Annotated in this window: 23 protein-coding genes and 1 pseudogene; 12 read left to right on the forward strand and 12 right to left on the reverse strand. The window is 69.0% G+C overall.

The genetic code is table 11. The features are described 5' to 3' along the window. Positions 1–192 precede the first annotated feature (192 nt). Positions 193–1,545, reverse strand: a pseudogene (locus AB0H81_RS35060) (transposase); the annotation flags it as partial. 204 nt (positions 1,546–1,749) lie between these two features. On the opposite strand from AB0H81_RS35060, the gene AB0H81_RS35065 reads away from it, so the two are divergent. Next, positions 1,750–2,205, forward strand: coding sequence for a hypothetical protein (locus AB0H81_RS35065; protein WP_358383541.1), 456 nt, complete (start codon positions 1,750–1,752; stop codon positions 2,203–2,205). A gap of 515 nt (positions 2,206–2,720) precedes the next feature. Here AB0H81_RS35065 and AB0H81_RS35070 read toward each other — a convergent pair. Together AB0H81_RS35070 and AB0H81_RS35075 are read right to left on the reverse strand one after the other, a co-directional pair. Then, a complete protein-coding gene (locus AB0H81_RS35070) occupies positions 2,721–3,002 on the reverse strand; it encodes a hypothetical protein (RefSeq protein ID WP_358383543.1) in 282 nt (93 codons plus the stop codon). A gap of 173 nt (positions 3,003–3,175) precedes the next feature. Further along, a complete protein-coding gene (locus AB0H81_RS35075) occupies positions 3,176–3,433 on the reverse strand; it encodes a hypothetical protein (RefSeq protein ID WP_358383546.1) in 258 nt (85 codons plus the stop codon). Positions 3,434–3,532: 99 nt separating this feature from the next. Between AB0H81_RS35075 and AB0H81_RS35080 the strand changes: the two genes are divergently transcribed. From AB0H81_RS35080 to AB0H81_RS35090, 3 genes are all read left to right on the forward strand, one after another. Next, a complete protein-coding gene (locus AB0H81_RS35080; protein WP_358383549.1) occupies positions 3,533–3,940 on the forward strand; it encodes a helix-turn-helix transcriptional regulator in 408 nt (135 codons plus the stop codon). Continuing rightward, the gene (locus AB0H81_RS35085; protein ID WP_358383552.1) at positions 3,937–4,875 is read left to right on the forward strand and encodes a hypothetical protein; all 939 of its coding nucleotides are present in this window, start codon (positions 3,937–3,939) and stop codon (positions 4,873–4,875) included. Before AB0H81_RS35080 ends, AB0H81_RS35085 begins: the two co-directional genes overlap by 4 nt. A 310-nt stretch (positions 4,876–5,185) precedes the next feature. Next, positions 5,186–5,404, forward strand: coding sequence for a hypothetical protein (locus tag AB0H81_RS35090; protein ID WP_358383555.1), 219 nt, complete (start codon positions 5,186–5,188; stop codon positions 5,402–5,404). A 502-nt stretch (positions 5,405–5,906) separates the two neighbouring features. On the opposite strand, the gene AB0H81_RS35095 is transcribed toward AB0H81_RS35090, so the two are convergent. Further along, on the reverse strand, positions 5,907–6,773 hold the full coding sequence (locus tag AB0H81_RS35095) for a GNAT family N-acetyltransferase (RefSeq protein ID WP_358383558.1): 867 nt from the start codon (positions 6,771–6,773) through the stop codon (positions 5,907–5,909). A gap of 419 nt (positions 6,774–7,192) precedes the next feature. After that, positions 7,193–7,615, reverse strand: coding sequence for a serine hydrolase (locus AB0H81_RS35100; protein WP_358383602.1), 423 nt, complete (start codon positions 7,613–7,615; stop codon positions 7,193–7,195). Between the two features lie 59 nt (positions 7,616–7,674). Here AB0H81_RS35100 and AB0H81_RS35105 point away from each other — a divergent pair, with 59 nt between their 5' ends. The 3 genes from AB0H81_RS35105 to AB0H81_RS35115 all read left to right on the forward strand — a co-directional run bounded on the left by AB0H81_RS35105 (position 7,675) and on the right by AB0H81_RS35115 (position 9,027). Then, on the forward strand, positions 7,675–7,821 hold the full coding sequence (locus AB0H81_RS35105) for a hypothetical protein (RefSeq protein WP_358383561.1): 147 nt from the start codon (positions 7,675–7,677) through the stop codon (positions 7,819–7,821). Between the two features lie 202 nt (positions 7,822–8,023). After that, positions 8,024–8,734, forward strand: a complete 711-nt coding sequence (locus AB0H81_RS35110; protein ID WP_358383564.1) for a hypothetical protein — start codon at positions 8,024–8,026, stop codon at positions 8,732–8,734. Next, the gene (locus AB0H81_RS35115; protein ID WP_358383567.1) at positions 8,731–9,027 is read left to right on the forward strand and encodes a hypothetical protein; all 297 of its coding nucleotides are present in this window, start codon (positions 8,731–8,733) and stop codon (positions 9,025–9,027) included. Before AB0H81_RS35110 ends, AB0H81_RS35115 begins: the two co-directional genes overlap by 4 nt. A 375-nt stretch (positions 9,028–9,402) precedes the next feature. On the opposite strand, the gene AB0H81_RS35120 is transcribed toward AB0H81_RS35115, so the two are convergent. The 4 genes from AB0H81_RS35120 to AB0H81_RS35135 form a co-directional block, all read right to left on the reverse strand. Then, a complete protein-coding gene (locus AB0H81_RS35120) occupies positions 9,403–10,350 on the reverse strand; it encodes an alpha/beta hydrolase (RefSeq protein WP_358383569.1) in 948 nt (315 codons plus the stop codon). A gap of 474 nt (positions 10,351–10,824) precedes the next feature. Beyond that, on the reverse strand, positions 10,825–11,475 hold the full coding sequence (locus AB0H81_RS35125; RefSeq protein WP_358383571.1) for a DUF1778 domain-containing protein: 651 nt from the start codon (positions 11,473–11,475) through the stop codon (positions 10,825–10,827). 554 nt (positions 11,476–12,029) lie between these two features. Then, positions 12,030–12,365 (reverse strand): RHS repeat domain-containing protein, encoded by a 336-nt coding sequence (locus AB0H81_RS35130; RefSeq protein WP_358383574.1) that lies wholly within the window; start codon positions 12,363–12,365, stop codon positions 12,030–12,032. Between the two features lie 28 nt (positions 12,366–12,393). Next, a complete protein-coding gene (locus tag AB0H81_RS35135; RefSeq protein ID WP_358383576.1) occupies positions 12,394–13,665 on the reverse strand; it encodes a hypothetical protein in 1,272 nt (423 codons plus the stop codon). Between the two features lie 443 nt (positions 13,666–14,108). On the opposite strand from AB0H81_RS35135, the gene AB0H81_RS35140 reads away from it, so the two are divergent. The 5 genes from AB0H81_RS35140 to AB0H81_RS35160 all read left to right on the forward strand — a co-directional run bounded on the left by AB0H81_RS35140 (position 14,109) and on the right by AB0H81_RS35160 (position 16,515). Next, positions 14,109–14,543, forward strand: coding sequence for an SRPBCC domain-containing protein (locus AB0H81_RS35140; RefSeq protein ID WP_358383579.1), 435 nt, complete (start codon positions 14,109–14,111; stop codon positions 14,541–14,543). Then, positions 14,530–14,892, forward strand: a complete 363-nt coding sequence (locus AB0H81_RS35145) for a metalloregulator ArsR/SmtB family transcription factor (RefSeq protein WP_358383582.1) — start codon at positions 14,530–14,532, stop codon at positions 14,890–14,892. The genes AB0H81_RS35140 and AB0H81_RS35145 overlap by 14 nt, the downstream gene beginning before the upstream one ends. Next, complete coding sequence (locus tag AB0H81_RS35150; RefSeq protein WP_358383585.1) at positions 14,889–15,278, forward strand: VOC family protein; 390 nt, start codon at positions 14,889–14,891, stop codon at positions 15,276–15,278. The genes AB0H81_RS35145 and AB0H81_RS35150 overlap by 4 nt, the downstream gene beginning before the upstream one ends. A 277-nt stretch (positions 15,279–15,555) precedes the next feature. Continuing rightward, complete coding sequence (locus AB0H81_RS35155) at positions 15,556–15,783, forward strand: VOC family protein (RefSeq protein ID WP_358383588.1); 228 nt, start codon at positions 15,556–15,558, stop codon at positions 15,781–15,783. Between the two features lie 123 nt (positions 15,784–15,906). Beyond that, positions 15,907–16,515: a dihydrofolate reductase family protein gene (locus AB0H81_RS35160; protein WP_358383590.1), complete on the forward strand. Its 609-nt coding sequence runs from the start codon at positions 15,907–15,909 to the stop codon at positions 16,513–16,515. On the opposite strand, the gene AB0H81_RS35165 is transcribed toward AB0H81_RS35160, so the two are convergent. The 3 genes from AB0H81_RS35165 to AB0H81_RS35175 all read right to left on the reverse strand — a co-directional run. Next, positions 16,497–17,501: an aminoglycoside phosphotransferase family protein gene (locus AB0H81_RS35165; RefSeq protein ID WP_358383593.1), complete on the reverse strand. Its 1,005-nt coding sequence runs from the start codon at positions 17,499–17,501 to the stop codon at positions 16,497–16,499. The genes AB0H81_RS35160 and AB0H81_RS35165 overlap by 19 nt on opposite strands. A gap of 109 nt (positions 17,502–17,610) precedes the next feature. Beyond that, positions 17,611–18,318 carry a response regulator transcription factor gene (locus tag AB0H81_RS35170; protein ID WP_358383596.1) on the reverse strand — a complete coding sequence of 236 codons (708 nt, stop codon included), beginning with the start codon at positions 18,316–18,318 and terminating at the stop codon, positions 17,611–17,613. Further along, positions 18,315–18,991, reverse strand: a 677-nt coding sequence (locus AB0H81_RS35175) for an ATP-binding protein (protein ID WP_358383599.1), incomplete at its 5' end; no start/stop codon positions are given. The genes AB0H81_RS35170 and AB0H81_RS35175, both read right to left, overlap by 4 nt.

Genomic DNA, 18,991 nt, shown 5'->3' on the forward strand with positions numbered 1-18,991 from the left:
TTCGCCCGCCTGCCTGGAGACGATCGGATGATCGCGGTGGGCGGGGAACCCGCTCAGGAGGAGGACAGCACCGGCTGGATCTGGATGCGATCGAGCTAGCTTGATCTTCAAGTGCCCACGGGCGCGAAAGTGAGGTTGTGGTGTCGGGTGACCTTGCTGGATGCGGTGCTGCAACTCGCCCAGGGTGCGCGGTTACGCAGAACTAGTGGCCCGTCCCTGAACGTCGGCCCGGTAGTTGATCGCGGCCGATGAACCCGTCAAGGCGTCCGGCAGGTCGGGGATCTCGCCGAGCTGCCGCAGGCCTTCGGCCGGGGCGGAGGAGATGGAGTAGCGACCCAGGACGTTGAGGTGGGCGCGGCCGAGCGGGGACAGCCGGGCGGTGTCCTCGTCCTTGACCGGGACGCCTTGGATGCGCAGCCGGTCGACCGCGGCCGACACGTACTTGGAGTTCCACAGCGTGACGGCGTTGACGACGAGACCCAGAGCCGCTAGTTGATCTTCTTGCCCTTCGCGGTACGCCTTGCGGATCTGGCCGCCCGCGCCGTGGCAGATCTTACGAGCGAGCCGGTGCCGGGACTCCTGGACGGTGAGCTGCTTGTTCAGCTTGCGGCGGTAGGTGTCGTCGATCGGATCCAGATGGACAGCAGGTGGAGGGTCTTGTCGATCCGCCCGTACTCGGCGAACGCCTGCCCCAGCGGGGTGGGCCGCCCGTTACGGGCGAACATGCGCAGCAAATCGTAGGCGCGGACCTGGTTGGTCACCAGCGACCCGGCGACCCGGGTCATGTCCGACCACTGGGTGTGGATCTTCTGCCGGTTGATCTTGTCGCGGGCGATCGTCTCCAACGGCCCGTAGTCGCTCGTGGTGTTGCTGTCAGGCACCTCCGAGCGCCAGAACCTTTGGTCGCCCAGGTCGGCGAAGCGGGGCGCGAACCGGTAGCCGAGCATGGAGGAGATCCCGAACACCGTGTCCGAATCGGACGCCTGATCGGTCGTGACGCCTCGGGCTGCGGACCCGGCATCGATGTTGATCACAGTGTCGAGGATGTACAGCGAGTCGCGCGGCGTGCCGGGCACGACCATCTGCCCGATCCCCATCACCTGATCATTAACTGCGTTCAAAAGCGTCAGGCCGCGCTTGTAACCGAAGTACTTCGGCGACGGGGCGGCGTTGATCGTCTGGACCGGGACGACGAACCGCAGCCCGTCGACCGAGGCCAGCAACCCGCCACCCCACAGCGCCACGATCGGCACGGTGCGCTGAGCCTGGATGAGGATCGCGTTGGCGGCGGCCTGGGTCTCGGCGCGCACGTAGTTCTGGTCGACGTGCGAGAGCCGCCCGCGGGTCAGCGCCTCGTCCCCGTCCTTGATCACCAGGGTGAGGCCGACGTTGCAGGCCTCGCTGATCAGCAGCGCCACCAGGGAACGGGGCAGGTCGTGCATGCGGGTGGAGATGTCGGCCAGGTTCACGTAGGCGTCCAGGAACCCGGTCCAGGAGTGCACCTCCAACAGCAGTTCGGGGCAGGTCGATGCGGGGCGACATCGCCTGGCCGGCCGCACGTAGCCACTTCAACGACGGGCTATCGCCGAGCGCGCCGATCCCCAGGAGCTGGTCGTCCAGACAGCGTCAACGGCTGCCACCGCAACGTCTCTGCCCAACCCCGACACAGTTCCGGCTCCGTACTCGAACGAGGTCGCCGGCGAGCTGAGCGAGCAAGAACGGGCGGACCTAGCCACATGCGAGGCCGCTTTGGATGGCCTACGCCTGGCCTGGTGGGCGGCCGGTGAAGCCCTGCAGACCATCAGGGACGTCCGAGAGCTCCTCCCGGTAGCCGAGCGTCACGGCCAGGATGCGGCCGTCACGGTCTACCGGACCGTCCTCGAGGCAGACGGCGTGAAGGTGACGGCGGCCCTGCTAAAGGGTGCTGCTGGTGTCATCGCAGACAGTGAGCAGTTTGACCCCGTCCAAGCAGCTGCGCAGATACGTGCCTATCTCGCCGGTGAGGCCAAGCCTGGAGATCCAGGTGAGGCATTCACCGCCGAAACGGAACGCTTGCGCGCCGTGCTCACCAGAACAGTCGAACGCCCGGCCTTCCTGACCTACGCGCGCACGCATCCTGAGCAGGCTCGCGCCGTCGTGGCCGAGCTACGTGCGCTGCTGGACGACATTGAGCAGGCGGCTACCACGGCCGAGGGACCAAAGTGACGGTCTAGCGCTGCAGCCGGTGCCGTGGGACGTGGGCGGCTCCCGCGGCACCGGTCCAGGGCAGCAGAGCCTGGCCTGGGCCATCGTGGGATTCGTCGCCCCTGACCCGCCCGATCACGTCTTATGTTCGCAGACCTGGCTTTCGCGCTCGGTGGCGTGGGGCCGACGAAGGAGGTCCCATGGCGGCGAGCGCCCCCAGCCCCGTACGGCCGGGCTCCGAAGTGGGGCGATCGTAGGCCTCAGCCACCGCCGAGCTTCGCCGCTCTTCTCATCCCGGACGTTACTGACGGAATCGTAGAACCTTGGTCCATTCCCGCGATCACGATGTTTGGGGAACCCAAAGCACTATCTTGCTGCTGTGTTCCCCGCGGGTTCAGCGTGAATGAAGGTCTTCACGATGGAACCCACGGGCTTTCGACAGCTCATGATCAAGACCACTGTTGAGCGTCACGAGATGTCAGTGGGAGACGACAGCGGATGACAATGGCGGCGACATGAGGTGTCAGTGAGCCTCGTCACTGTCTGTTGATCGCAGCGAAGATGTCAGTGACCCGGTGCGTCACCGTCGTGGTCTGGGGTGGTCTGCGGTGAGCCCTCGGCGAGCGGGGCGGCGTTGCCGTGCAGCACTCCTGGAAATAGTCCTCATCGCCGAGGCGTCGGTTGCGCCACCAGGGCGGCTCGGCGCGGTGGGTGGTGGGGTTGGCCAGGCGGTGGGTGCCGAGAAATTCGTCCGCGGCGTCGGCGAGCGTGATCGCGGCGCCGCGCAGCGCAGCGACCTTCCCGCTGGCCGCGCTCACCGGCGGCCGTCCAGCGCGGGCGCCGCGTCCCAGATGATGTACCGGATAACGTGCCGGATTCGCGCATCGGCCACGGGGATGGATCTCCAGTTCGGCCGCGATCGCTCAGCCCTTATGTACGTGATAATAGGCTGTTATCACGTACATGCCCCTCATTCGAGGTCAGCCTGAGCTCAGCCCGAGGCGGGTCGGGCCATGGTGCCTGACAGGTCGCCGGGCCGGTCATGCTCGTGGGGCTCATAGACGAAGCCGAGCTTCAGCCACATGTCGTAGAAGTCGCGATCCCACGCGCCGAGCACGATCTTGTACGGCTCCCACGCGAGGTGGCCCACCAGAGCGCGGGCGACGCCGGCCCCTCGGTGCTGGAGGTCGACGTACAGCAGATGGAGAACGAGGTAGTGGCTTGGTCGCAGAGGGCAAGAGGCTGACACGTTGAGTATCTGTCCCTGTCGCGTACCGTGTCCAGACGGTTCCAGTGCGAGCGCGTGCGCCGCGTTGCTATAGCCAATTCATCGGTATATAAAGATCACATGACTATGAAGTCGATGCAGGAGCCCACGTTCCTGATTCTCACGGCGCTGGCGGCCGAACCCCAGCACGGCTACGGCATCATGGCCGACGTTTTGCGCATGTCCGGCGAACGGGTGCGGCTGCGCGCCGGCACGCTGTACGCCGCCCTCGACCGCCTGCAAGGGGAGGGCCTGATCGAGGCCGACCGGGAGGAGGTCGTCGACGGGCGGGCACGGCGTTACTACCGTCTCACCTCCGACGGCGAGGCCCGGCTGGCCGTGGAGGCGGAGCGCATGCGCGGCAACGCGGACACCGCCACCTCGCGACTGCGCGCCCGGCCACGGCCGGCGCTCGCGGCGGCGCTGGGAGCCGCGGCGCTCCTCCTCCCCGGAGCGTCCCGGCCGCTGTCCGCCGGGAGGCCCGCGTGAGCCTGGAGAAGCGCTACCGGCGGCTGCTGGCGTGGTACCCGAAGCGGCACCGCGCGACGTACGAGGAGGAGATGGTCGCGGTCCTCCTCGCGGGCTCGGACCCCGGCCGGCGCTGGCCCGGCGCCCGCGACACGTTCGACCTGCTGCGCGGAGGTCTCGCCGTCTGGCTGCGCCACGCCGGGGGAGCCGAGTCGCGCCGGCACTGGCATGAGGCGCTGGCGGTCGCGGCGCTGGTCGCCCCGATCGCGCTGCTGGTCCTCAAGGCCGGCCCCGTCCTCGCCTACGCGGTGGGGTTCCCGCCCATCCCGCGACCGGTGTCCGAACCGATGCTGCAGACACTCGCCGTGGCGGTGCCGTACGGGGTGGTCGCGGTGCTGGCCCGGCTGGGCCGGCGCAAGGCGGCGGCCGCCGTGGCGTGGGGCTGGACGGCGCTGTACGTCTGGCTCGTCGCCGGCTCCTCCGGCTCCGGCCTGGCCACCGTCTACGTGATCCGGGGAGGCGTCCTCCTCGTGACGGGAGGCGGGGGCGCGGCCGTGCGGCTGGCACTGCCGGCCGCTCTGCTCGCCGTGACGCTGACCCTCGCGCCGTCGTCCCGCCCGTACGGCCGGATCGTGGGACGCCTGGCCGGCTGGTCGGCCGCGGCTCTGGCCGCCGAGGTGGCGAGCACCTGGATCTTCTCCCCGTGGGCGAGCGCCGTGTCCCTCCTCGTGCCCTTGGCCGCGGTGGTGGTGGCGGCGCGCTCGGCCGTGGGGCGCCGGGCGACGGTCATACTGCTGCCGTTCATGGGCGTCGCCATGGCGTGGCCCTGGTGGGGCGGGAGCCCGTCGGACGACGCGGCGCTCGCCACGCTCGCTGCGGTCGCGGTGGCCGTGCCGGCCGTCGTGGCGTGGCTAGGCAGAACGCGCGGCACCGCGGCGGAGCCGGCGAAGGCGTGACCGGGGCCGGCCCTTCCGGAAGGGCCGCGAAACACGTGCCGGGGGCCGGCCCTTCCGGCGGTGCCGGGCGCGTCAGAAGCCGATCAGCTCCGGGGGCTGCGCGGCGTGGCGCAGCATGCCGGGCAGCGTGGCGCGCAGCCGACCGATCGGCTCAGGTGGCAGGTCCGGGCGCACCTCGAAGAGGGTCTCGCACTCCAGCGCGTCGGCGGCCTCGAGGGTCAGCTCGAGCCGGGACGCGGCCCGTTGGACAGCCTGTCCGGCTCATGGCCGGACGGCCAACCGGACAGGTTGTCCAGCTATGGAGGTCGCCATGCCCCCTCTTGCTCGTCAGCACTTCCCCACCACGCGCTCGTGGGCGTACCTCAACCACGCCGGAATCTGCCCATTGCCCCAACCCGCCGTGGACGCCATGCTGCGCCGTGCCCAGGAGGCGTCGGTCGACGGCGAGTACACCTACGAACGACACAAGAGCGACAATGAGCGGATCCGCGCCCTGGGCGCGCGCCTGATGTGTAAGTTCCGGCGGTAAATGGCCGGGATCTCCGTGCTTATTGGCCGGACGTGATCTCGTGGCGGTACGAGTACGGCCCCGCCGTGGCGGGGCCGGGGTTGTCGATGTGGTGGGTCGCGAGTTCGAGGCGGGAGCCTCACATGACGCCGATGATCAGATCCTCGCGGGCGGATGCTCACTCACCGCGAGCCGTGATGGTGGTCCGGGTTTCGCGGCGAAGACCGGGGTTGTCCTGCATGGCGCCACACATGGACACCTCGTGGGCGCCGATGGCTCCGATCTCGGCCAGAGAGAAACTTGTCGGCATCGAGCAATGATCGAAATCTGTGGATCTGGCGGGAAGGGTGTACCTTCCCGAATTATCTGATCAAGATATCGATCATTGCTCAGTCGTCATCCCGGCGCACTCGAAGAGTAGAACGCCGACCTCTCGGTTCTGGTGTACTCCTCATCCAGAGGCTCTCGCTGCCCCCTTCGGAGTCGGACTGGAACCGCACCACGTCGCCCCCACAAGCACGCCTTACTCGACCCGGCTCAGGTCCCGCACCTCGGCTTGCGGCTGGTACCCGGCGGAGCGATAGGTAGCGACGGCCCCGATGTTGGAGGCTTCGGCGCACACGGTCGCGCTGGACGCCCCCATGTCCCGCAGAGCCGCCGCGGCACCGACCGCCATCGCCTTGCCGTAACCGTGTCCCTGATGATCGCCGTGCACTCCAAGGGGTTCAAGCAGGCCGGGCTTCCCCGGACCCGCAGACCAGACGGTCGCGGCCGCGACCGCGTCGCCCTGGTCGTTGTACCCCACAAGGCATCGAGCATCGGCGTACGGCGTCCCGGCCGCCATGGCATGCCATCGTTCCGCGCTGAACTTCGACCCCTGGAATGCCGCGCGGTGAACCGCGACTCGGTCGTCGACCTGTTCGGGGCCGACCACCTCGACTCGCAGGCCGCAGTCCTCCACGGATTCGCTCAGGTCACGCACCATCGGGATCCACGGCTCATCAAGTTCCCAGCCGCTCTCCTGCAACAACTCCCGGAATCGGCCGTCCCAGAGCGCTTCGACATGGGCCTTGCCCGCCGCCAGGACGCCGCGTTCGCGTCGTGACACGTCATCGACCATCTGCCGCGCGAGGTCTTCATCCATTCGCGCTTCCGGGTCGACCGCCAGCCGCACCAGTTCGGCCCCGTCGAGCAGGCCGACCCCGAGGATCCTGCCCTCACGACTCCACATTCGCAACGCCGCGGCGGTCCTCTCCGGGCCGAACTGCCAGTAGAACCCTACGTCCCCCGGATGCAGCTGCATCGAGGCCCCTTCGCGCCGCCACTCCGCCAGCGCGCGCACCACTTCGTCCAGGTCACCGGCACCCGGCGTGCTCAACAAGATAGTCATCCCGCGATCAAACACGGTCACACCCGACGCGTCCAATGATTTAGCACGAGCTCAAGCCCGCTCACCAGCGAAGCCTCAGCTTCGATGCATCAGTCGCTGCACAACCGACACGACCTGCTCCATGCCCTGAAGATCGACCCTCCGCCCAGGATCTACCAGCTCACCCCGCCAGGCCGCTGACCGGGCCGAACCCCCGGACATAGATACACGCCGTCATGCCAGCCGACAGCGCGTTCCCGCACGTCAACCTGCGAATTCATGGACTATCCGGCTACACCAACTGCGGAACCCCGGCACCAAAGGCAAGAAGAAGGGGCAGAACCCCCTCAGCCGTCACCATCCTGCGGATGCTCCGCGAACACGACCAGACCGCAACCCGCGATCAGCAGTCTTGACCCCGCTGACCTGCGGCTACAGCACTACTTTGCGGCTCGTCGTAGCTTCGGGAGTCCTAGGCCATGACGGCGATGGCGTTGCCACCGCCGAATCCGTCGGGAGTTGGTGCCGGTGTGGTCGCCGATCGCCCACGTCTTGGGCAGGCCGGCCCCGATGCGGTTGGCGCCGGTCTTGTTGGCCAGCAGCCAGGCGACGAACTGCTTGCGTTCATCGGGGTGCAGGGCGTCGCCGAGCGCGAGCAGCCGCAGGTCGGCGGCGATGGCCGCGGGGGTGGTGGTGTCGCGCCGGTCCTTGGGGGTCCAGTCGTTGAGCGCGGGGTGCCAGCGGTCGATGCGCGAGACCGGGTCCTTCAGCGAGCGGAAGTACCTGGTCAGGCCGGCGGGGCCGCCGAATCTGCGCCGACGCCTCCCGCCTGCCGATCCGTGACCAGGCCGGGACCACTGCAGTTCTCATCGATGCGTTCTGCTTCGCCCACGAACTCGACCGGGTCCTGGCGCCTGGCGGAATGATCGTCTGGATCAACCTGCTCGGCGCCGACGGCTTGCTGTACGTCCCCACCGAGCAGATCCTCACCGCGCTGCCCGGCAACTGGACCGCGCTCGAAAGCCGCGCGGGCTGGGGGACCTGGGCCACGCTACGGCGTAGCACCTGAGCACCCCGGCGGGCTACGCCGCGTTATTGACAACAGGTGCCGTCGAGCGCTGTCATTCTCTGTCGTTCAACAGCTGTCGATGTCCGCGTGTTGTTGTCGGTGCTCGTGTCGGTGTTCAGCTTGAGTTGTCGGATTCCGCCTTCGGCTGCCGGTTCCCTCCGCCCTTATGGCGGCTTCACGAGGGGTGGTCGATCATGGGGCGATGGCGGGAAAGGCGATGGCGGGAAATAGGTTGCTCAGGCTCACGCCAGTCTTCGGAGCCGCTGTCGTCGGCATCTACCTAATCGGCTACGGGCAGATGCGGTTCGTCACTGTTCCGACCGTGTTCCTCCCGGGCGAGGACGACACCGAGTTCCTGAACATCGTCACGGAGGTCGTGGCGGGACCTGTCGCGTTCGCCTGCGTGTTCTTCACGCTATCGGCGCTCGCCTTCTGGCGCCTGGCCGCGGCTCGGCCCACCGCCCGCGTGCTGCTCGTGGCGGGCCTGCTGACGCCGCCCTACCTGCTCGGCCTGTATCTCGTGGGCGACGCCAATCCGGCGCACCGCCTGATGTGGCTCGAACCCGATGCCTACACAGGTCGTGAGGTCGGCCCCGAGGAGTTCGACCTCGGCTGGAGCCCTCCCACACTCACCGCGGTCCTGGCAGCGGCGGCGATCGCACAGATCTGGGGCGTGCTGCGGCTGGCCCGCGGTCTGGGGGTCACTCCTTCGCCGCACGTGGCCCGCCTGCTGTTCCTGCAGCCGGTCTGGTATGCCGCCTACCTCGCGGTGTGCTCGTTCGATATCTGGTTCACCTCGGTCACGGCACGTCCCGCGACTCCGGCGAAGTGGCCTGGGGCGGCATGCCGGAGGGCCTGGTACGTGACGCGTGGAGCATGCTTCCCGCTGTCGCGATCACCATGGCGGTCATGAGCGCCGCGATTGTTGCCATGGGCGTGGCGGCGCGCCGCGGCAGCGCGCGATTGCGGGTGCTTACGGCTATGGTGACCCCGTTCCACATGCTGGGGCTGACGGTTCTCGCAACTGCGGGCCCCCTGGGGCCAATCGGGCCGTACCCGGGGGTGGCGGCCGAGATCCGGCCCTTCTGGCACGTCCCCTTGCTCACCGCGCTCGCCGGCGGCGCCATGGTCTCCTACCTGTACGTGATGAGGCGTTCCGCGACGAGCGCGCAGAGCCTCTCGGCCCCGGTAGGCGGATCCAACTAATCCGGGCGTTCGAGCCCATCATTGGCAAAAAGACCTGAACAACGTCACTCGAAACCGTCCAGGCCAAGATGTCGTGCCACAGGTCAGCATGTGTCCCTTCCGCCAACTTCACCTGGAAGGGACAGCTGCGGCAGGATCGGGCCACTTTCGAGGTTCGTACGACACGCCGTTCATGTCTGGTCCGCGCGAACCTTGCCACGTTCGGACCTACCTTGCCACCGCTCACGAAAGGTTCGAACTAACCCTGCGTCGGGAGGGATCTGACAGGGGAGGATGATGATCACGCCAGTCTGGCCGCTACCGCTGGAGGATTCGGCGCCAGTGGGTCTCTCCCAGCGTGTCGCGGTGAGCGCATGCAACTGCGGATGAGGGTGTTCAGGTGTCCAGGTTGAGGCCGGTTCGGGCCTTGATCCACTGGTCCAGGGTGTTGAGGTAGCCGGGCGCCAAACGAGTGCCGCCATCTGTCTGGATCCGATGGTCGGCGCTGGGAAACACCTCTACGGCCAGCGTCGCCCGACGGTGGCGAGCAGGGTTACATGCTGTGGCGCTGAACAGGTGGATGCTGTCAGCGACAGGTACCAGCTCATCTGCGCCGCCAAAGATTGCCAGGTGCGGGCAGCGCAGGCGCAGCGCATCCGGGATGGGATCGTGGTCCTGCTTACGTTTGAGGAATTCCCAAGAGCGCTCGTCCATGTTGGCCCAGTAGTCGGCGAATCCGGAGGGCCTCCCGGCGGAGTCCACGAGTCGTGTCGCCTCGGCGAAGTCGTCATCGCTTCGGCCTGCCTCGATGAGGCGGTCATACAAGGCCAACGTGCTATCGATGTCCTGTTGCGTGGTGGCGGTCTGTCGCAGGGCGTTGGCCAGCGCGTATCGATCCTGGTTCGCCGGGGTCACCCCTGGGCAGCTGTTGGTGACCACCCAGGGCACGTTGTCCTGGTAGGCAGCGGCGCGCAGGACGACCCAGCCCCCCTCGCTGTGCCCGAATAGGCCCACCGCATCGGCACGCACCCTTGGTTGCGCACGCAGGAAGTTCAGCGCTGCGAGCGCGTCGGCGGCCAGGTCGTCCATGGTCACGTCACGCCACTCGCCAGATGATGCGCCGACGCCGCGTTTGTCGTAGGACAACACGGCGATCCCGGCGTTCACGAGGTGCCGGCGAATCGGTGGGAAGTACGTGTCGTTGTTCCGATCCGATGGCCCGGACCCGCCGATCATGACCACGCCCGGAGATGCCACGGGGCGATCCGGAACTGCCAGTGAACCGGCCAACACCACTTCGGCGTTGGAGAACGTGACATCGCCCAAGAGCAGATCCTCCGACATGCGGATCAGTATCTCAGGCCGCGTATACCCGACGCCGAGGCCACCGCCGCCAGCCCCCGGTGTTCTTGGATCCGCGTCAGCGGGGTGTCCTCATCGAACATGCAAAGTAGGCTCGAACAAGATCGACGGTCACTGTTCGGACCTACCTTTCCATCCGCAGGTCAATATGCCAGGACCTGCCAGGTTCGGCCGGAGCGGACAGCTGTCCTGTCCGGGGGTGAACCTTGCATCGTCCGCACTCGCCTTGCCGCCAGCCGCGCGACGTGCCGAGTAACCCTGCATCACGAGGGATGAAGAGGGACATCAAGGGACGAACCGTCACATGGTCAACCGTCCGCGGCCTTCGTGTGCACGCCGCTGGTCACCGAAAATGCAGGGTAAGTCCGGACGCCGTTGCCTACGGCCGTCCGGACGTACTTTGGGAGCCGCAGGTCACAGCGATAGGGCGTCGCAAGGTCCGCGTGTACAGGACATTCAGCGGCGTGGCTGGAGCCGGTCGAGGCCTCCGGGGTGTGCGTGTCCGAGGGCGACGACGGCGTAGACGAGCGCGTCGTACAGGCGGCGGTGGTTCCAGTGCGGGGATGCGAGGGTGGTGCCGCTGTCCTCCAGTTGGCGGGTGAGCTCGGCGAGTTGCTCGATCCACTCGCGTGCCGTCGACGGCAGTCGCGGGGCAGCACTGGGGGCCGGTTGCGGTGGCGCCGGCGTGCGGTGGAAACGGGTCGGAGTCCAGCGTGCGCGCTGGCCGCGTGCCTTGCGGGAGATGTTGATGAACTCCTCGATGGTCTCCTCCAGGGCCTGGCGCATGGCGTTGATGGAGTCGGCCAGCTCGCCGGAGTCGGTCCCGCCGGCCTCCTCGTGCGCGGTGCGAAGAGCGACCACTCGGCGCTGCATGGCGAGCAGCCGGATCATCGCCTCGCGTGCAACGGGCGGCAGTTCGTCGCGGGCGGCCGACAGCGCGGCCGTACTCGCGTAGCCCGCCAGGGTCGTCCTGTGCAGGGCGGCGGCCTTCTCAAGGACGTCGTGTTCGGCGTCGGACAGGCGGAGGTTGACGCGTTTGCCGCGCTGTCCCTGCCCGCGTTCACGGGTTCGCCGGCGGGGTTTCGGTGGTTGCTCGGCGTCGCTCACGCGCCCTCCTGCCGGTTTGGGAACCCCAACCTACAACTTGCATCGCAGCTCATGAGGGTGCGGGAAGCCCTGGCCCGGCGGGTGTTGCGGGGTGGTCCGGGCATGAAAAAACCCCGGCGCCGGCCGGGGTTCGCCCGTGTATTGGGTGACGATACCTAATGACTCTCCAAGGAGCATAAAGTCCCGGATGCAGCTCTCCTGAGCGACGTCTGTACTCAACCGGGAGCCCGATTCCTTCACAGAGGCCGTACGCGATAGGGGAGCTACCTGGCGGGTGGTGATCAACGGGGATCGAGTGAACGCCTGTGTCGATACCGGGCTTTGAGCCCTCTGCTAAGGCCGTGCGCCTCGATCTCTCTCGATCGCCACCCGCCGGGCATACCGGCTCACCAAGATCGTGGGGTGAGCCAGCTGCAGGACGGACCGCTTCTGGAAACCGGGCCATTGAGCCCTTGCACAGAAGGCGGGCCTGCAGCGGGCTGGGGCCACGGACTGCTGATCGGATGTCGAGCCGTCGAGCTCTCTCATTAGGGCGTGGCGTGCCCCTGCGCGGCTCACCTGCCGCAACGACCGATGAAGGACCCGGAAAGTCCCGAAACCCTCCCCCTTTCCAGGGGAACCCGGCACGAAGAGAGCCCCCGGGCCCCTGCAAAAATCAAGGGGGGCCCGGGGGCTCTCGGGTGCTCAAGCGGGGGGTGTCGCGCTGACGCAGCAGCGCCAGGACCTCCGCGCCGGCCTTCCGGCATGCGATCTGGCGCAAAGGCGAACCGGACTGGCACGTAGTCAATCTTGGTGACGAGCCCGACAGGGTCACTCTGCTCGGCCAGATCGCCTGAAGCGGTGTACCGGTAGGACCACACCTTGCCCCGCGGGTCGGTCTTCGATTCCACCAGGCCGACGCGAGTTCCCTGACCCGACTCAGTGGGTGCTGAAGCCGCCCGCCCCGTAGCTGGTGGCCCAGCCGCCGATGGGGCCGCGATTGCGGGGGGAGGTTGGTGTGCGGTCGGGATCGGGGCGCGGGGGAAACGGGTTCGGACGGCTGGTCTTCTTCGCGATCTTCTTGGCACGGTAGAACAGGTCGTCATCGTCGCGATGAGTCCGGCCGTAGGCGCGCAGGCGTGCACCGTCCGGGTCGAGGGCGTCGTACCGTTCCCACTGCTCGGTGAACCAGCAGAACGCGGCCTCGTCGTCGCCCCAGACCCAACCGGTCTCCCTCACTATGGCCCGCCCCACGTCGCGGTAGTCACGAGCCGCCTTCTGGCACAACCTCTCCCGGGCGGGGCCGACGGGCAGCGCACGCAGGGCGCCGCGGCACGCGGCGGCGAAGCCGTCCGGGCTGACACGCTGCGCGGCCCCTTCGAACAGGGAGTCCACCGTCACCTTCGGGCCGTGGACGGCCAGGTAGTCCGCAATCAGGTCCTCGCGCTGGGCGAGGACGGCCAGCAGTGGTCCGTTGTGGGCCTGGACATGGCCGGGGAGTGGGGTCTTCTCTCCTGGGCGCAGGGGCAGGTGAGGGTTGGCGAGGTGGAGACGGAGCAACGGCGAGGGTTCGCCGTCGTCGTCCCACAGGATGGGTCGCTGCTTCCAGACGGCGTCCACGGCGTACGAGAACATCAGGCGGAACCGGTCGCCGACCGCCGCGAGCACGGTCTCCTCCAACGCTCGCAGCAGGTGTGGCTGGCCGGTCCTGCTCAAGAACGCCCCGGCGCGGGCCCGCACCTCGTCGTCCTCCGCCGTGCAGGCCGCCTTGATGAACCAGAATCCCACTGAGGCCGCGCTTTGCCGCGGGTGCAGAAGAGAGCCGCTACCTGCCAGGCATGTCTCCAAGCGGCTCGGGCCCACCTCTGGGCCGAGGAGGAAGTCCAGAACGCGGCCGCTCAGCTCGCCGTCGAGGCGACCGTACGAGTATGGGCGGTTGGTGAGGGTAGTGACGGTCCAGGCAAGAAGCTTCGGGTCGCCGCTGACCCGAGGATCGGCCAGGGTCCGGGCGGCCTGGTCGGCCATCTCCGGATCGGGCGCGGACCGTAAGAGGTGGACGAGCTGCTCCACGTGGGCGGAGGTGTGCGACAGGCAGACCGTTTCCGGCCGGCACAGCCTCGCGGCGGCCCGGCGGGCACGGAACCCGCCGCCCGGCCTCAGCGCCTGTTCTGTCAGTTTTCTGACCCGATAGGGCGTCAGTTCACGATCCATGGCCCCACCGTCCGCCCGGTCCATGCCCGCGACAAGAGTGAGCTGTACTGAGATTTGCGGAGCCCCGGCCTGCCCCGAGGTGCGTGGAGTCGGGATAGCTGATGTCACGCCACAGGCGTTGCGCGCAGTTCGTACTTCGGGGTCGGGAACCCAGACGTGATGTGACAGGCGTCACTGACGGTCTCAGGGCAGAGGGCCACTGACACTCTGCCAGACATCGGCGTCGGTCAGGACGGCATCGATCCCGGCAGGCGACCCTGGTGAGGGCGTGCCCCAATCGTGGCTCCGGTCCGGTCGTGCAGGTGGCCGTCCAGGCTGGTGAGGGATACCGCATTTTGCGGGTGCGTAGTAAGCCGCTCTCCGAGTCGGGGCTTGCGGGCAACGATTGCAACCTGTAGGTTGCCGATCAATGGCAACCTACAGGTTGCAAAGGAGGGTGGGGCATGGTTTCGGACGCGATCGAACGTGTGGCGGTGCTGCGGCACCCCATCGAGCGGGTGTGGGCCGCGCTGACCACCGCGGAAGGGCTCTCACGATGGTTCGGCTCGGTAGCGGAGATAGATCTGCGGCCCGGCGGGCGAGCGTTCTTCCGCTGGGACGACCTCGGGGAGGCATCCGTCGCCACGATCGCGGTGGTCGACCCACCACACCGTTTCGCGTTCAGGTGGGGAATCGAGGGCCTGCCGGAGGATGACGCACCCCAGACGCTTGTGGACTTCACTCTGGAGCCGGTACCGGACGGCACTCGGCTGCGCCTCGTGGAGAGCGGGTTCGCCCAGGCCGCCGACGACGTGGCCCGGTCCGCCCACAAGGCCAACAGTCAGGGATGGGACACGGAGCTCGTCGACCTGGAGACCTACCTCGATGCGGCCGCCTGATGCAGAAGGGCAGGCCGTTGCGGTGTTCGCGGCGCTCACCGATCCGACGCGGCGGGCGCTGCTGGAGGAGCTCGCCCGCGCCGGGCCCGCAACTGTCACTGATCTGGCGCGGCGGTTGCCGGTCAGCCGCCAGGCGGTCGCCAAGCACCTCGGCCAGCTCGCCGAAGCGGGCCTGATCAGCTCCGGCGAACCGGTCGGCCGCCGCCATCCCTACCGGTTGGAGCCAGCCGCTATTCGCACGGCCCAGGTGTGGCTGGCCAGGCTCGCCAACAGGTGGGATGACCGGCTGGCCGCGCTGGAACGTGCACTGGACGCCGCTGACACGAACCAAGGAGTCACGCAACGATGAGCAAGCCTGAATTCACGGCCGGCCTGAACATCGCCATGAAGATCCCCAAGGCGCAGTACGAGGCCACCGTGGCCTTCTACCGCGACACTCTGGGCTTCGACGTCAAGGAGGACGACGTCTCCTACGCTCCGACCGTCTCGAGAACTCATTCGGTGCGGTTCGGTCCCAATACGCTGTGGCTCGACTGCGTCGACAACTACAGCCAGCCCGACCTGTGGCTGCAGCTCCACACCGATGACCTGGACGCGGCGACGAGCAAACTGGCCAGCATCGGTATCCACCCGTGTGACGAGGTGGAGCCCCTGGAGAACCTCGATTCCAGAACCCACTGGATCAAGAATCCGGCCGGTGTCGTACATCTGCTCGCGGAGTCCGGCCGATCCTGATCTCCCTGGTGAGGCATCCCAGTGAGGTGAGCAGCCACCCCCGGCGTAGGGCGGAGTCAAACGCCCGGCTTCCACAGGCGCTCGAGCTTCGATGACACAAGCCCAGGTTCGCTGTCGCAGGACACCTTCTTGCGGCGCTCAGCGACTGATGCGGGCCAAATGTCGGTGAGAGATAGCAGCACCAACGGCGCGGGGCGGTCCAGGCCCGGGCCAAGTCAATACGGTGGCTACGTTGCCCCCGCTTCTCGCCGACATCTCGGAAGGAGCTCGCTGACGGGTGGGTGTCGAAGTGGCACCAGATCCGCAGACGTCCGGCGGCGAGGAACCCCGCCAGCGCTGGCATCTCGACATCTGGGTGGATCCCGAGCAGGTCCGGCCACGCATGGACGCGGCGCTCGCCGCCGGCGGCACGCTGGTCAGCGACGCAGAGGCGCCGAGCTTCTGGGTGCTCGCCGACCCCGAGGGCAACCGGGCCTGCCTGTGCACCTGGCAGTCCCGCGGCTGACGTCCGCCGGCACCGGTCCGCGGACGGCGCCGCCCGGGCGGTAGGGATGCCGTAAGAAATCCTTAAACGCGTTCCGGCAGGCTGAGGGCACGACGACGACGCAGCACGACGAAGGAGTGACAGATGGCCGGAAAGCTGGTGGTTTCGACGTTCGTGTCGCTGGACGGTGTCATGCAGGGGCCCGGCGGCCCCGGCGAGGACGACTCCAACGACTTCCCCCACGGCGGCTGGCTGCCCCCGCACGTGGACGAGGGATTCGGCCGCATCATGGGCGAGCAGCTCGACCGCGCGGCGAGCATGCTGCTCGGACGCAGGTCCTACGACATCTTGTCCTCGTACTGGCCCGGCGTGCCCGACGAGGAGGGCGGCGCCAAGATCAACAGCATGCCCAAGTACGTCACCACGAGGACGCCCATGGACGCCACGTGGAACAACACCCACGTCCTCGTGGGCGAGGCCGCCCAGACCGTCGCCGACCTCAAGCGCGACACCGACGGCGTGATCCTCGTCCAGGGCAGCAGCGACCTCATCCGCGCCCTCCAGCGGGCCGAGCTCGTCGACGAGTACCGCCTGCTCGTCTTCCCCGTCGTCCTCGGCGAGGGCAAGCGGCTGTTCGCCGAGGGCACCACCCCGGCCGGGCTCCGGCTCACCGGCTCGACCGTCACCGAGGCGGGCGTCGTCTACATCACCTACGAGTGGGCCGGCAAGCCCCTCTACGGCTCCGTCGTCTGACCCCGGCCCCGGCCGCCCAGCAGATCCGGCACCTCGGCCAGCCACCGTGGGTCCGGCAGGATGCGCAGCGACTCGTCGATCTCCCGCTCGGCCCACGCGCGGTGCCGCGGCTCGGCCTCCGGGTCGAGCGCGACACCGGTCTGCTCGAGCAGGAAGTTCAGCCGGGACGCCACCAGCATCGAGAAGTCCGCCGGCCCCGTGATCCGCCCGGGCCCGCCCTCGCGCACGTACACCTCGTACATCCGGCGCATGGCGTCGAGGTCCGGGCCCGGGCCGTCGCAGAACCAGTCGAACAACGCCCCCGCCAGTTCCCGCCCCGGCGCGGCCGGCCCCAGGTTGTCCCAGTCCACGACCACCAGCCCGCCCCCGGGGCCGGCCAGCACGTTCTCCGGGTGCAGGTCGCGATGGCACACGATCATCCCGGCCGGATCGGCCGGCGCCACCACCGCGGCCAGCTCCGCCAGCCAGGCCAGCCGATCGGCCAGCCGCCCCGCCCATCCCGCGTCCGACGACGCCGCCCGTTCCCATGCCCCGGGCGCCGGCGCCCGGTCGTACCACGGATGGGGCGAGCCGCCGCCCGCCTCGACGGCCGTCGCCGGCGCGCACCGGTGCAGGCGCGCCAGTAACGCCCCCAGCTCGTCCGGCGTCGCCCGGTCCGCCGGATCCACCGGCCGCAGGTCCACCCATTCGTACAGGCGCAGCCACCCCCCGCCGGGCACCGCCAGCAGGTGCCGTCCGGCGCGGTCGGGGAGGCTCGCCGGCATCCGCACGCCCGCTCCCGCCGCCCGCCTCGTGAAGTCCAGCTCCGCCTCGACCAGCGCCGCCGACGGTGGCTCGGCGAAGATCTCCTTCAGCGCGTAACGCGCCGCGCCGGCCTCCACCCGCCAGATCTGGCCGAGCGCGCCGCGCGGCCCCGCCGTCACCATGACGTCCTCGCCCCACCCGTACGCCTCCCGCGCGCGGGCGACCAGCTCCTCCTCCACCACGCTCAGCCCCGCTCCTCTCCCTCGGCCTTCTCGGCCACGCTCGCGATGGCCCGCCGCTGCTCGGGGCTGAGGTTGAAGTCCTCGATCGCCGCGGTGAAGGCGTCCTCGTTCACGGTGTCCTGCTTACTCCAGAATCGTCCCCGCCTCCAGCGGTATCGCCGGGGCGCACCAGCCCGCTCTCGTAGGCGAACACCACCGCCTGGACCCGGCTGGTCAGCCCCAGCTTCATCAGCACCCGCGACAGGTGCGTCTTGACCGTCGCCTCCCCCAGGTAGAGCCGGGCGGCGATCTGCGTGTTGGTCAGGCCCTGCGCCAGCAGCCGCAGCACGTCGGTCTCCCGGCTCGTCAGCGACGCCAGCTCCGCCGCCCGGTCCGGCCCGCTCCCCTGGTCCGGCTGCCCGGCGAACGCGGCGATGACGCGCAGCGTGACCGCCGGGTCGAGCAGCCCGCCCCCGGCCGCCACCGTCCTGACCGCGTCGACGAGGTGCTCCGGCGGCGCCACCTTCAGCAGGAACCCGCTCACCCCCGCCCGCAGGGCGGCCGCGACGTGCTCGTCCTCGTCGAACGTGGTCAGCACCACCACCTTGCTGTCCGGATGTTCGCGCACCAGCCGGCGCGCCGCGGCCAGCCCGTCCATGCGCGGCATCCGCACGTCGATCAGCACGACGTCGGGACGGGTCCGGGCGACCAGGTCCAGCGCCTCCAGCCCGTCGGACGCCTCGCCGACGACCTCGATGTCCGGCTCGCCGCTGAGCACCATGCGCAGCCCAACGCGGACCATCGCCTCGTCGTCGACCAGCGCCACCGAGATCGTCATGCCGTCGTCCTCTCCCACGTCCTGGGGAGCGGGAAGCGGGCCCGCACGGCGAAGCCGCCGTCCGGCTCGGGGCCCGTCCGCAGGGTGCCGTGCACCATCGCCAGCCGCTCGCGCATGCCGACCAGGCCGTGACCGCCGCCCGCCGTCACGCCCGCGGGCCGGTCCGCCGGCCGGCGCGCGGACCGGCCGGCCGCCGGGCCGCCGCCGGGCGCGGGGTCGTTGCGCACCTCCAGCAGCAGCGCCTGACCCTCGCGGCCCAGCACGACCGTCGTGGGCGCCGCCCCGGCGTGCCGCAGCACGTTCGTCAGCGCCTCCTGCAGCACCCGGTACGCGGTCAGGTCCAGCACCGGGGGCAGCCGGGGCAGGTCCTCCGCGACGTCCAGCCGCACGGGCAGCCCGGCGGCGCGCACGTCGCCGACCAGCTCCTCCACCCGCGCCAGCGACGGCACCGGCGCCGTCTCCCCGCCGTCCACCCGCTCGCGCAGGATGCCGACCAGGCCGCGCATCTCCTCCACCGTCTGCCGGCCCAGCCGCTCCAGCCCGGCCACGACCTCCTGCTCGGCCGGCCGGTCCGACAGCATCCAGTACGCGGAGATGTTGCCGGCGTTGCCCACCGGGATGCAGTGGATGTCGGGCGCGTCGCCGAGCGTGTCGACGATCTCGAACGCGGCCG

Source organism: Nonomuraea sp. NPDC050691 (genome assembly GCF_040654455.1).
Lineage (GTDB): Bacteria > Actinomycetota > Actinomycetes > Streptosporangiales > Streptosporangiaceae > Nonomuraea.